Origin of the sequence: Serratia sp. C2(1) (assembly GCF_036352655.1) — a bacterium.
In the GTDB taxonomy this organism is placed as follows: Bacteria; Pseudomonadota; Gammaproteobacteria; order Enterobacterales; family Enterobacteriaceae; genus Serratia; species Serratia inhibens.
In genome coordinates this window covers 3,054,747-3,066,846 of the sequence record NZ_JAZFBA010000001.1, presented here as the reverse complement: position 1 = coordinate 3,066,846, position 12,100 = coordinate 3,054,747, and the positions used below count along the sequence as shown (strand labels likewise).

The 12,100-nt window shown below is 53.8% G+C and carries 12 protein-coding genes; 2 read left to right on the top strand and 10 right to left on the bottom strand.

Annotated elements, in window-relative coordinates:
- Positions 1-16: 16 nt before the first annotated feature.
- Positions 17-607, bottom strand: coding sequence for a protein deglycase YajL (yajL, locus tag V2S86_RS14450; RefSeq protein WP_006319768.1), 591 nt, complete (start codon positions 605-607; stop codon positions 17-19).
- A complete protein-coding gene (panE, locus tag V2S86_RS14445; protein WP_330762951.1) occupies positions 570-1,481 on the bottom strand; it encodes a 2-dehydropantoate 2-reductase in 912 nt (303 codons plus the stop codon). The genes yajL and panE overlap by 38 nt, the downstream gene beginning before the upstream one ends.
- Before the next feature lie 183 nt (positions 1,482-1,664).
- Here panE and V2S86_RS14440 point away from each other — a divergent pair, with 183 nt between their 5' ends.
- Entirely contained in the window at positions 1,665-2,156 is a 492-nt protein-coding gene (locus V2S86_RS14440) for a YajQ family cyclic di-GMP-binding protein (RefSeq protein WP_330762950.1), read from the top strand.
- Positions 2,157-2,203: 47 nt separating this feature from the next.
- Here V2S86_RS14440 and V2S86_RS14435 read toward each other — a convergent pair whose 3' ends face one another.
- The 8 genes from V2S86_RS14435 to V2S86_RS14400 all read right to left on the bottom strand — a co-directional run bounded on the left by V2S86_RS14435 (position 2,204) and on the right by V2S86_RS14400 (position 11,112).
- Complete coding sequence (locus V2S86_RS14435; RefSeq protein ID WP_330762949.1) at positions 2,204-3,568, bottom strand: MFS transporter; 1,365 nt, start codon at positions 3,566-3,568, stop codon at positions 2,204-2,206.
- 198 nt (positions 3,569-3,766) lie between these two features.
- Positions 3,767-4,657, bottom strand: coding sequence for a heme o synthase (gene cyoE / locus V2S86_RS14430; protein WP_330762948.1), 891 nt, complete (start codon positions 4,655-4,657; stop codon positions 3,767-3,769).
- Positions 4,658-4,674: 17 nt separating this feature from the next.
- Complete coding sequence (locus tag V2S86_RS14425) at positions 4,675-5,013, bottom strand: cytochrome o ubiquinol oxidase subunit IV (RefSeq protein WP_004949284.1); 339 nt, start codon at positions 5,011-5,013, stop codon at positions 4,675-4,677.
- Positions 5,010-5,627: a cytochrome o ubiquinol oxidase subunit III gene (locus tag V2S86_RS14420; protein ID WP_006319781.1), complete on the bottom strand. Its 618-nt coding sequence runs from the start codon at positions 5,625-5,627 to the stop codon at positions 5,010-5,012. The genes V2S86_RS14425 and V2S86_RS14420 overlap by 4 nt, the downstream gene beginning before the upstream one ends.
- Positions 5,617-7,608: a cytochrome o ubiquinol oxidase subunit I gene (gene cyoB / locus V2S86_RS14415; protein ID WP_330762947.1), complete on the bottom strand. Its 1,992-nt coding sequence runs from the start codon at positions 7,606-7,608 to the stop codon at positions 5,617-5,619. Before cyoB ends, V2S86_RS14420 begins: the two co-directional genes overlap by 11 nt.
- A gap of 4 nt (positions 7,609-7,612) precedes the next feature.
- On the bottom strand, positions 7,613-8,560 hold the full coding sequence (cyoA, locus tag V2S86_RS14410) for a cytochrome o ubiquinol oxidase subunit II (protein WP_006319783.1): 948 nt from the start codon (positions 8,558-8,560) through the stop codon (positions 7,613-7,615).
- Between the two features lie 441 nt (positions 8,561-9,001).
- On the bottom strand, positions 9,002-10,480 hold the full coding sequence (ampG, locus tag V2S86_RS14405; protein WP_330762946.1) for a muropeptide MFS transporter AmpG: 1,479 nt from the start codon (positions 10,478-10,480) through the stop codon (positions 9,002-9,004).
- 53 nt (positions 10,481-10,533) lie between these two features.
- On the bottom strand, positions 10,534-11,112 hold the full coding sequence (locus V2S86_RS14400) for a lipoprotein (protein WP_006319785.1): 579 nt from the start codon (positions 11,110-11,112) through the stop codon (positions 10,534-10,536).
- Positions 11,113-11,477: 365 nt separating this feature from the next.
- Here V2S86_RS14400 and bolA point away from each other — a divergent pair, with 365 nt between their 5' ends.
- Complete coding sequence (gene bolA, locus V2S86_RS14395) at positions 11,478-11,792, top strand: transcriptional regulator BolA (RefSeq protein ID WP_004949296.1); 315 nt, start codon at positions 11,478-11,480, stop codon at positions 11,790-11,792.
- Positions 11,793-12,100 lie beyond the last annotated feature (308 nt).

Genomic DNA, 12,100 nt, shown 5'->3' with positions numbered 1-12,100 from the left:
GCAGAATAGAAAACAACTAATCGCGGAAGTCGTACATGCCCGGTATCAGCACCAGCTGTGCGGCAATTTCCGCCGCTTTTGCTTTACCCAGCAGCAAATCGATCAACTTCAGCGCAAACTCCATCGATGTTCCCGGCCCCTGGCTGGTGAGCAGATTGACGCGCGCATCGTATACCACGCGCCGCTCCATCCATTTGTCTGCCGGGATTTGATCTTTCAAACCGGGGAAACCGGTCATATTGCCGATGGGGAACAGATCGTGGTGTTGCAATACCAGGGCCGGCGCCGCACAGATGGCGGCGACGATGTTGCCCTGCAGATGCATCTGACGCACTTTCTCTACCAATAGCGGGCTGTCGCGGAAACACTCGGCACCCTTCAGGCCGCCGGGCAACACGATGGCATCGAAGGGATCGTCGACAATCGACACCAGCGGCGCATCCGCCAGCAGCCTGACGCCGCGTGAACAGACGATAGTCAGGTCGCCATCACCGGCTACGCTGGCGGTAGTAACATTGACCCCCGCTCGCACCAGAAGATCGATGGTGGTGACGGCTTCGGTTTCTTCGCTACCAGGTGCCAGGCAGACCAGCGCCGATACGCTCATATTCATTTTCCTTTCGCTTAATCAGTTCAAACAGCCGCGCATTTTCCGGCAGGATGACGCCGTGGCTGCGTGCGCGGCGCAGCAGGTAGCCGGTAATATAGTCGATCTCGGTGTGTCGCTGGCTGCGGATATCCTGCAGCATCGACGATACGTTGTCCGCCGTGCTCTGAATCACCGCCATCACGTATTGCATCAGCCCTTCGCAGGAGGTGTGGTAGCCCTCCATTTCCATCACGCTGGAGACTTCGCGGCACAGGACTTCGATTTGCTCCGGGTAGCGTTGGAGCTCGCCATTACGGCAGTTATACAGCGCCGTCAGTGGGTTAATCACGCAGTTGACGGCCAGCTTGCGCCAGTTTGCTGAAGCAATGTTGTCGTGCCAGGCCACATCGGGCAGCGCCTGATGCAACATCTCCGCCAGATGACTAAGGTGTATCGCCGCCGCCGATGTCGGGCCGATATGCGTGGTGCCGCCGGCAACATGGATAATAGTGCCGCCATCGCGTCGTGCCGCGTGGGTTGTGGTGCCCTGTAAGAGCGGTTGATGGTTCGGTGGCAGCTCATCCTGGGTACCCATGCCGTTATGCAGCAGCAAAATGGCGCAACGCGGGTTCAACCTGGGCAGCAGCGCGCTGACGGCGCCGGAAACCTGCCAGGCTTTCAGCGTGACCAGCAACAGTTCGCTTTGGGCCAGATGTTCGGGATCGTTGGTAGGCAAATTCCGGTTGAACGAGACGCCCTCAGGCTCAATCACGTTCACTGCGCAGAAGGGTTGCGGCACCCGCAACCATCCCTGTACATCGTGGCCCTGCTGATACAGCCTGGCAAGCCACAGTTGTCCGAGCGCGCCGCAACCAAGAACAGTTATTTTCATCCAGTCTCCTTGGGGTAACGGGAATACCGCTCACTTACCGTCGTATAATTATAGACTTTTCTGCTATCGGGCGAGTTATCTGCCGATAGGTTCAGCAGATTTTGCCTGGAGCGCTAAAGCGGTTATCATGCTCGGCATCGAAATCGCCTATCGCTTTAGGCTCTAAATTCAGGAGGAAGAAGTATGCCATCTTTCGACATTGTTTCCGAAATTGATATGCAGGAAGTGCGTAACGCCGTTGAGAACGCCACGCGCGATCTCGGCACCCGTTGGGATTTCCGCAACGTACCGGCCAGTTTTGAGCTGAACGAAAAAGATGAAAGCATCAAAGTCGCCAGCGAATCTGAATTCCAGGTGCAGCAACTGCTCGATATTCTGCGTGAGAAACTGAGCAAGCGCAGTATCGATGGCGGCGCGCTGGAGATCCCGGAAGAAATGACCCACAGCGGCAAAACCTACAGCGTGGAAGCCAAGCTGAAGCAGGGTATTGAAAGCTCGCAGGCGAAGAAAATCGTCAAGCTGATCAAAGACAGCAAGCTGAAGGTCCAGGCACAAATTCAGGGCGATGAAGTCCGCGTTACCGGCAAGTCACGCGACGATTTGCAAGGGGTGATGGCGCTGGTGCGCGGTGCCGATCTGGGGCAACCGTTCCAGTTCAAGAACTTCCGCGATTAACTTTTCCGCGAGGATATTACCGAGGGCCAGCAAGCTGGCCCTTTTTATTACAGCGAATTTACCAGTGCTTCCAGCTGGCCGCGGTTGGTCTGTTTGGTATCGACCTTCACGTAGGCGCTGCGCTCTTCGGGCACTACAATCGCTTCCGTCACGCCAGGCTGGGCCTTCAGACGACTTTCCAGCGCAGAATCCTTCACCGCCAGTTCCGACAACGTAATGCGCAGGCTGCTGACGTACGGGGGTTCTTGCATGGTGCTGCTGACCAGGAACCACACTGCGGCGATAACCGCACCGGCGATAAACACCAACCCGGCACCTTGCAGACCGTACAGCAAGCCACCCAAACTGCCGCCAATCGCCACGCCGATAAACTGGCTGGTGGAGTAAACCCCCATGGCGGTACCTTTGTAGCCGGCTGGGGATTCTTTGCTGATCAACGAAGGCAGAATCGCTTCCATCACGTTAAAGGCCATGAAGAATAACTGCACGCCAGCAATGATGCCCCACAGGTGGGCGCCGGATAGCCACAACAGCACTTCGGCGCAGAACAGAACCGCCACACAGCCCATAAACACCTGCTTCATGCGGCGTTTCATTTCGGCATAAACGATAAAGGGTACCACGGCGGCGAAAGAGACCAGCATGGTGACCAAATAGACGATCCAATGTCGGCTTGCTGCCAGGCCGGCTTTTTCCATCGCCAGCGGTAGCGCAACGAAGCTGGACATCAGCAGGATATGCAGACACATGATGCCGAAATTCAGCTTCAGCAGACGGGAGTTGTTCAGCACTTTGCTGAAGCTGCCGCGCACGATGCTCGATTCGCGGTTCAGCACATGGCTGTCGGCGGAAGGTACGACTGCGAGAGTAATCACGATACCGGCCAGGGCCAGTGCGGCAATCATCCAAAATAACGCATGCAGACCGAAAGCGTGGGTGACGATCGGGCCGACGACCATGGCAATGGCAAAGGTGATACCGAAGCTGACGCCGATAAATGCCATCGCTTTGGTGCGATTTTGCTCGCGGGTCAGGTCCGACAGCAACGCCATCACCGCCGCAGCGATAGCGCCGGAGCCTTGCAATGCCCGGCCGAGGATCACGCCCCAAATGGAGTCGGTGACTGCGGCGATAACGCTGCCCAGTGCAAAGATCAATAGCCCGCCGACGATCAGCGGCTTGCGGCCGATGCGGTCGGAAATCAGGCCGAAGGGGATCTGAAACACCGCTTGTGCCAGGCCGTAAATGCCGATGGCGATACCGATCAGCGTTTCGCTGGCGCCGTTTAACGCCATACCGTAGGTGGTCAAAACCGGCAGCACCATAAACATGCCAAGCATGCGCAGTGAAAATACCGTCCCTAATCCCCAGGTCGCCCGTCGTTCCTGCGGGGTCATTGCATTGTCGTTCATTAAAACCTCATTAAAAGCCATTCCAGCAGGTTATCGGCGATAACGCCTGGTGGGATAGCTTCTGAAAAACTGCGTCATTTTAGTGTGAAGGGCAGGGGGGGTAAATCGAATGTTGTTTAACAGATATTACAGTTAGACGGCTTTTCGGCGAGACAAATAAAATGGGCCGCTTGGCGGCCCATTTACAGACGATTTGGCTTACCAGACGTAGGTCATCAGCGTTTCTGGCGATGCCGTGGCGCTGAAGTCGATAGACATCATCACGCTCAGCGAAGTGATGGCAACAATGGAGAACACAAACAGTTTGCGCGCCCAGATGCTGTCATTTTCGGTTTTGTAACCACGCAACGCCATACCCAGCCACCATACGCTTACCGCCGCAGCGACAATCAGGTATTTGTAGCCGGCATAGCCGCCCAAGGTCAGCATCAGCGTAGCAATCATAAACGCCAGAATGTAGACCGTGATGTGGTTCTTCGCCACGGAAATGCCTTTGACTACCGGCAGAACCGGAATGTTGGCCGCCTGGTAATCTTTAAAGCGGAAGATGGCAATCGCATAGGAATGCGGCATCTGCCACAGGCTAAAGATAGCCAGCAGGATCAACGCACCGGCATCAAACTCGTTGGTCACCGCGCAGTAACCGATAACCGGTGGCGCAGCGCCCGACAGGCTGCCGATCAGCGTGCCGTATACCGAGTGGCGTTTCATGTACAGGCTGTAAACGCCGACATAAACCACGAAGCCCATCACCGCCAGCCACATGGCCAGCGGATTGGCACCGATATACAGCAACACAAAGCCCGCAATACCCAGAACGGTAGCATAAACCAGGGTCACACTCGGCGCGATCAGGCCTTTCACCAGCACCCGGTTCTTCGTTCTCTCCATTTTCTTGTCGATGTCGCGGTCAATGTAGTTGTTAAACACACAGCCCGAAGCGACAACCAACGAGACACCCACCAGGGTGGCGAGAAACAGGGGATAGTCGATGCTTCCTTTGGAAGCGAGCAGGAATCCCCCTACGACAGAAATTAAATTGCCGAAAATAATTCCTGGTTTAGTTACTTGCAGGTATTGCTTAATCATCACGTGCAGCTCGACTCTTAACTGACCATCATATTGATGTTGAGGTTGTACATAATCCAGAGTGAACCCACAACAACGATACCGATGATCATAGCGGTGAACAGCAATGCCACCAGGTTCCAGCGCTCTTCCGATGAGGTATTCATGTGCAGGAAGTAAATCAAGTGAACAATTACCTGAATTACCGCCATGCCGACTACAACCGCCAGGATGGTTGAGTGAGAGGCTGTGCCGCTCATCACCATCGCAAATGGAATCACCGTCAGGATGATCGACAGGATAAAGCCGATCAGATATGACTTAACGCTACCGTGGCTTGCGCCGCCGTGAGAAGTTTCATGGGATGAATGGCTCATGACATAACCCCCAGCAGGTAAACGACGGTAAATACGCAGATCCAGACCACGTCCAGGAAGTGCCAGAACAGGCTCAGGCACATCAGACGGGTTTTGTTGGTTGAAGTCAGGCCGCGCTTGCTCACCTGAATCATCATGATGATGATCCAAACCAGACCGGTGGACACGTGCAGACCGTGAGTAGCAACCAGTGCGAAGAAGCCTGACAGGAACGCGCTGCGATCCGGACCGAAACCTTCGGCGATCAAATGATGGAACTCATAGATTTCCATCGCTACGAAGCCCAGACCGAACAGGAAGGTCAGGAACAGCCAGGTATTAACGCTGCCAACCTTGCCCTTGTTCATGCCGATCATCGCCATACCGTAGGTGATGGAGCTGAACAACAGCAGGAAGGTTTCAACCAGGACAAACTTCAGGTCGAAGATGTCTTTGCCGGAGGGACCGCCAGCGGTCCCGTTCACCAGTACCGCATAAGTCGCGAACAAGCTCGCAAACAAAATACAGTCGCTCATCAGGTAGATCCAGAATCCGAAGACTTTGGTCTCTCCTGCGTCATGGTGCCCATGCTCTGCATGGGCTGCGTTATGGTTAGTCAGAGTATCAGTTGACATGTTTCACGCCTGCTTTGCTGATTTGTTCATAGTGTTGGTTCTCAATGCGCTCGATTTCATCAACCTGCACATAGTAATCAACATCTTCATCGAAGCTCTTGGCAATCCAGGTCACGATCATACCTACGAAGGCAGCGATCGCCATCCACCAGATGTCCCAGATCATCGCGAAACCAAATACCAGGCTGAAGCCAGCAATAATCACACCGGCGCCGGTATTTTTCGGCATATGAATCGGCTCGTACTTAGCCGGTTTCTTATAAGCTTCGCCTTTTTCTTTCATGTCCCAGAATTCATCACGGTCATGAATCTGCGGCACTACGGCAAAGTTATAGAACGGCGGTGGAGACGAAGTAGACCACTCCAGAGTACGAGCGCCCCATGGGTCACCGGTCAGATCGCGGTTCTGCTCGCGGTCACGCACGCTGACGAAGATCTGAATCAGTTGGCACAGAATACCGCAGGCAATCAGAGCTGCACCGCTAGCTGCGACCAGCAGCAGTGGGTGGAACTCAGGGTTGATGTTCTGGCTGATACGACGAGTCATACCCATAAAGCCCAGAGCATACAGCGGCATAAAGGCAACGAAGAAACCGATGATCCAGAACCAGAACGCACGGATACCCCATTTCTCGTTCAGCGTGAAGCCGAAGGATTTAGGGAACCAGTAAGTCAGGCCGGCGAAGCAACCGAACACCACACCACCGATGATAACGTTATGGAAGTGAGCGATCAGGAACAGGCTGTTGTGCAGCACGAAGTTCGCGCCCGGAACTGCCAGCAGCACGCCGGTCATCCCACCCACAGAGAAGGTGATGATAAAGCCGATGGTCCACAGCATTGCCGAGTTGAGCTGAATGCGGCCCTGGTACATGGTGAACAGCCAGTTGAAGATTTTCACCCCGGTAGGGATGGAAATGATCATGGTGGCGATACCGAAGAAGGCGTTAACGTTCGCGCCGGACCCCATGGTAAAGAAGTGGTGCAGCCATACGATGAACGACAGAACGGTAATCGCGATGGTTGCCCATACCAGTGAGGTATAGCCGAACAGGCGTTTTCTGGAGAAGGTCGCGGTCACTTCGGAGAACACACCGAACACCGGCAGAACCAGAATATACACCTCTGGGTGACCCCAGGCCCAAATCAGGTTGATGTACATCATCATGTTGCCGCCCATATCATTGGTAAAGAAATGGGTGCCCAGATAGCGATCCAGGGTCAGCAACGCGATGGTGACGGTCAGAATTGGGAAAGAAACGATGATCAGGACGTTAGTACACAGCGCCGCCCAGGTGAACACCGGCATCTTCATCAGAGGCATGCCAGGGGCACGCATCTTCATGATGGTGGCGAAGAAGTTCACACCGGTCAACAGGGTACCCAGACCGGAAATCTGCAGACTCCAGATCCAGTAATCGACCCCTACGCCAGGACTGTATTCCTTGCCCGACAGCGGCGGATAAGCCAGCCAACCGGTCTGCGCGAACTCACCCACCCCCAGAGAGATGTTGATCAGCACTACGCCCACCACGAAGAACCAGAAGCTCAGGGAGTTCAGGAACGGGAAGGCAACGTCGCGCGCACCGATTTGCAGCGGAACCACGACGTTCATCAGACCTACCACGAAAGGCATCGCCATGAAGAAGATCATGATTACGCCGTGAGCGGTAAAGATTTGGTCGTAGTGGTGCGGTGGCAGGAATCCGGCCTCGCCGGCGGACGCAAGCGCCTGCTGGCTACGCATCATGATGGCATCGGCGAAACCACGCAGCAGCATAACCATTGCCACGATGATGTACATGATACCAATTTTTTTATGATCGACCGAAGTCAGCCAATCGCTCCACAGCCATTTCCATTTGCCGAAATAAGTTATCAGAGCCAGCAGAGCCAGGCCCCCAATAACAATTGCAGCCACGGTGACCATGATGATCGGTTCGTGGTACGGAACCGCATCAAGTGTTAATTTTCCCAACATCAGATTATTCCTCGGCTCCGGCGTGAGCATGCTCACTCATGTCCATACCCTGGCTCATGTCCATGCCTTCATGCGCAGTTGCGCCTTTGTGCATGTTCATGTCGCCCATGAATTTGCCAATAGTTTCTTTGAACAAATTCGGTTTGACACTGGAGAAGTACTCGACCGGGTTGTTTTCACTCGGCTCTGCCAGTTTGTTAAAGTCGCTGGTGGCGTTAAGGTTATTAGACGATTCTTTCACCTTGGCAACCCATTGATCGAAGTCGCCTTCGGTTGGGGTGACAATAGCGGTGAATTTCATGCCGGAGAACCCGCGACCGCTGAAGCTGCTGGAAATACCGTCGTATTTGCCCGCTTCATTGCCGATCAGGTGCAGTTTGGTCTGCATCCCGGCCATCGCATAAATCTGCCCACCTAACTGAGGAATAAAGAACGAGTTCATTACCGAGTTAGAGGTGATCTTGAATTCGACTGGAACATCTTTCGGGAAAGCCAGCTCATTAACCGTCGCAATACCTTGTTCCGGGTAGATAAACAGCCATTTCCAGTCGAGCGACACCACTTCGATCGTCATCGGCTTCTTGTCGGTGACAATCGGCTTGAACGGATCAAGTTCGTGGGTAGTCTTCCAGGTAATGGTGCCAAGGATGGCGATGATAATGATAGGAATGGTCCAGACGACCGCTTCGATCTTGTTGGAATGTGACCAGTTCGGACTGTACTTGGCGTCTTTGTTGGAAGCACGGTACTTCCAGGCAAAGGCGAACGCCATAAAGATAACTGGTATCACCACGATCAACATTAGCGCGATTGCAGTGATAATCAGTGTCCGTTGCTCAACACCAATTGCTCCTTTGGGGTTCATCAATACCATATTGCAACCACTGAGCATTACAGTGGATGCAATTAATGACAACATCCCAATACTTTTATTGTATTTCTTAAGTCTCATCTAACGACCTCAATTACAAAGGCTCTATTGTCGTTTCATGTGTGCGGGCATTTTACGGGAAGGTTGCAGTACTGTAAACATGCTTAAGGGAGTGTCAGCGCCTTGTAGACACTTTCTGTTAAGGGGGTCACAGATGTAACCTTGCGTGACAATTTACCAATGGCAACAACGCGTTGGCGCGCTGAATCGTGCCGGGTAGACTCTATGTTAAGGAAAACTAACGGTATGCTGATTTTGGCCGATTCACTTGCCGTATTTTAAATACGAAGAAAAAGTTTATACAATGTAAAATAATTGTGTATTTAAAGTGAAAGTAATTTTATTTCCGCGTGTCTTGCTCGGATAAAAAAATAATTTTAACGGCAATTATGTTTTTTTAGAAAAATAAACTCATCACGTTGATGCTTTTTTGCCGGCCGGTGCTATGACCGGCCGGCGATATCAGACCAGCCGGGTGCGACGCAGCGCAAGATAGTCAAGCAGGCTGCCCATCGCGATACCCACCAGGCTCAGTGCGGCGCCTGCCTGCAGCAAGAGATCGGCCAGGGTCGGCAAGGCACTCCAGTCGAGCGCGTTGGTAATCAGTAAAATCAGCCAGACCGCCAACAGTGAGCAGCCGAGGGTCAGCAAACGCAGCGCCCAGCGGTAAAGTTGACGGAACTCGGTACGCGGCATGAAATTGTCTGTGCGCTGAGTATATTCCAGCGTTTGACGACATACGCGCAACAGCAGCAGGCCTGGCAGAGCAGCGGCTATCGAGAATAAATAGAACAGCGGCCAGCCGTGGGCTTCCACGAACCAACCGGCAATCGGGCCAACGTAGACGCGGCCGACGGCGGACAGCGCCGACAGCAGGGCGAACTGGGTGGCGGAAAACGACTTGTTGCATAACGTCATCAGCAACGCGACGAAAGCCGCAGTGCCCATACCGCCGCACAGATTTTCCAGGAAAATGGCGCTGCCCATGGTCATGATATTCTTGTCGGTGACCGCCAGGATCCAGTAACCGAGATTGGACACCGCCTGGAGGATGCCGAACAGCATCAGGGCGCGGAACAGGCTAAGGCGCTGCATCAGCACGCCGCCAAACAGCGCGCCGACGATGGTGGCGAACAGACCGAGCGTCTTGTTTACCAGGCCGACTTCTCCGGCGTCGAAGCCCACGCCACGGATCAGAAACGTAGTGCTCAGGCTGCCGGCAAAGGCGTCGCCCATTTTGTACATGACTATCAGCAGCAAAATCAGCCAGGCATTGTTACGCGCAAAGAAATCACGCAGCGGGGCGACCACCGCCTGTTCCATGGAGCGCGGTGCCGGAATGCTATCGTCCGGCTCTGGCGCCAGCAGGGTGGCGACGATACCAATCAGCATCAGCCCTGCCATCAGCCAATAGGTTGATTGCCAACCGAAGTAACGATCCGCCAGCCACAGCGCTAATCCACCGGAGACCAGCATCGCCAGGCGGTAGCCGAGAACGGAGATCGCCGCCCCGGTACCACGTTCTTCGGTGCTCAGCAGGTCGGTTTTATATGCATCAAAAACAATATCCTGCGAGGCCGAACAGAATGCTACCAGCACTGCCAACGCCGCCAGCCACCACAGATGCTCCGCCGGCTGCATGAAGCCCATGGCCACAATCGACACCACCAGCAGCAACTGACTGATCAGTAGCCAGCCACGACGTCGCCCCAGGAATGGCGGGGTGTAGCGGTCCATAAAGGGAGACCACAGGAATTTGAACACATAGGCTTGACCGACCAGTGAGAAAATACCGATGGTTTTCAGATCGATGTTTTCGACGGTCATCCAGGCTTGCAGCGTGCCGGAGGTCAGCGCCAGCGGCAAACCCGAGGCAAAGCCCAGCAGCAGGAGAATGGCGGAGTTACGCTGGGTGAAAATATTCAGATACTGTTTCGACATGATTTCCCTGTCTGTGCCGCCCGATTGCCCAGGCGGCACAAAGTATTCGCGGATTAACGCGCGTTCTGCTTGATAAAGTCGTTGACGCTGGTGTCTTGCGCCATATCGGCGATAACGTCACCCAATACGGTGTTAACCGCGTTGGTGATTTTCTCGTTGGTCGCGGTGAATGCGCCTTGCACATTATAGGTGGAGCGGTAATTTTTCACCTGCTTGTTACCGTTCTTCGCCTGAGCGGTGATCGAAATATCGGCCTTGGTGGTGATGTTATAACGCAGGTTGCCTTCGGATACGTCCGCATACAGGTTGTTCACCACGATTTGCAGATCAACCGCGCCATCGGCGCCGATCATGTAACCGCGCGCGCCCATTTGTTTCTCCAGCACTTCTTGCAGCAGGAAACGCAGGTCGCGTGATGGGGTAAGCGTAACCAGTTGGCCGTCGCGATTCACTTTCGCCAACGCCTGATCCTGACGCTGATCGGCACCGTTAATGCTGATAGTTACGCCCTGCAGGGTCGGATCCTGCTGAGGCAGGACGATCTTCGGCGTTACATTCAGGGTGTTGCTGCTGGTAGCACAGCCGGCCAGCATCAGAGCGGCCAACAGTGGAAGGCAAAGTTTTTTTAACATAGTTACTGTCTCATTCTCGATGGATTTTAAGCCGACTCAAACTGCTGATGATAGAGAGGCCGGTTTGAGTAAACTTTCTGTAATAATCAGAGCGGGATAGCCAACAACGAATTGTCGACATCATAGCATCGCCGCCGGCCGGGGGAAGCGCAGAACGCACCGGAGTGACAAATTTTTACCTGCCGTTGATAAAAACATGCTTTTTTGACCGTCTCAATCAGATAAAGCTCAAGCGATAGCGTATGTTGGCCATTTTTTGCGCATGGCGAAGAGAAATTTACGTGATGAATAGTCTAAAAGGGGCGAAACCGGCTAATATTGAAATAGATGGGCACGGTCCTCTGCCGGTGTAGTAAGGAGATCCTATGATTCGCGAGCAAATAGAAGCAAAGTTAAGGGCGGCATTTGAGCCCGCGTATCTGGAAGTCGTTGATGAAAGCTATCGTCATAACGTTCCGGCGGGTTCAGAAAGCCATTTCAAGGTGGTGTTGGTCAGCGATCGCTTTGTCGGAGAACGTTTCCTGACGCGTCATCGCTCGATTTACGGCGTGTTGTCGGATGAGTTGGCCGATGGCGTACATGCGCTGGCGTTACATACTTATACCCTGAAAGAGTGGGAAGGGCTGCAGGATACTGTGCCTGCTTCTCCACCCTGTCGCGGGGCCGGAACCTTGGCCTGACGGCTAAATTTGCGGTATCAGTGGAACTTTAACCACGATTTAGGGTATTACTACTGGCGAATTTTGGAACGGCCTGCGGGCCGTTTCTGTTTTTGACGACGACATAGCCGATGCGCAATGCAGCTAAGGCCAGGTCGGCTTCGGCGGTCTTTTGGCGATCAAATCGGCAAAAGTGTGAGTTTTAGCGCGCCGCTGCCGCCTTGCTTTCCTCGACTCGCTCCGCTTGCGCCGCTATAATGTCGCGTCTTATTTTTCCGGAATGGTTTCGGGACGCTTCAGTCATCAGGGAATTCGGTTCTGTAATGTAG

Coding starts and splice junctions, on each gene's coding strand:
- yajL (WP_006319768.1), bottom strand. CDS start 607: ATGAGCGTATCGGCGCTGGTCTGCCTGGCACCTGGTAGCGAAGAAACC.
- V2S86_RS14425 (WP_004949284.1), bottom strand. CDS start 5,013: ATGAGCCATTCATCCCATGAAACTTCTCACGGCGGCGCAAGCCACGGT.
- V2S86_RS14420 (WP_006319781.1), bottom strand. CDS start 5,627: ATGTCAACTGATACTCTGACTAACCATAACGCAGCCCATGCAGAGCAT.
- panE (WP_330762951.1), bottom strand. CDS start 1,481: ATGAAAATAACTGTTCTTGGTTGCGGCGCGCTCGGACAACTGTGGCTT.
- V2S86_RS14400 (WP_006319785.1), bottom strand. CDS start 11,112: ATGTTAAAAAAACTTTGCCTTCCACTGTTGGCCGCTCTGATGCTGGCC.
- V2S86_RS14435 (WP_330762949.1), bottom strand. CDS start 3,568: ATGAACGACAATGCAATGACCCCGCAGGAACGACGGGCGACCTGGGGA.
- cyoB (WP_330762947.1), bottom strand. CDS start 7,608: ATGTTGGGAAAATTAACACTTGATGCGGTTCCGTACCACGAACCGATC.
- V2S86_RS14440 (WP_330762950.1), top strand. CDS start 1,665: ATGCCATCTTTCGACATTGTTTCCGAAATTGATATGCAGGAAGTGCGT.
- ampG (WP_330762946.1), bottom strand. CDS start 10,480: ATGTCGAAACAGTATCTGAATATTTTCACCCAGCGTAACTCCGCCATT.
- cyoE (WP_330762948.1), bottom strand. CDS start 4,657: ATGATTAAGCAATACCTGCAAGTAACTAAACCAGGAATTATTTTCGGC.
- bolA (WP_004949296.1), top strand. CDS start 11,478: ATGATTCGCGAGCAAATAGAAGCAAAGTTAAGGGCGGCATTTGAGCCC.
- cyoA (WP_006319783.1), bottom strand. CDS start 8,560: ATGAGACTTAAGAAATACAATAAAAGTATTGGGATGTTGTCATTAATT.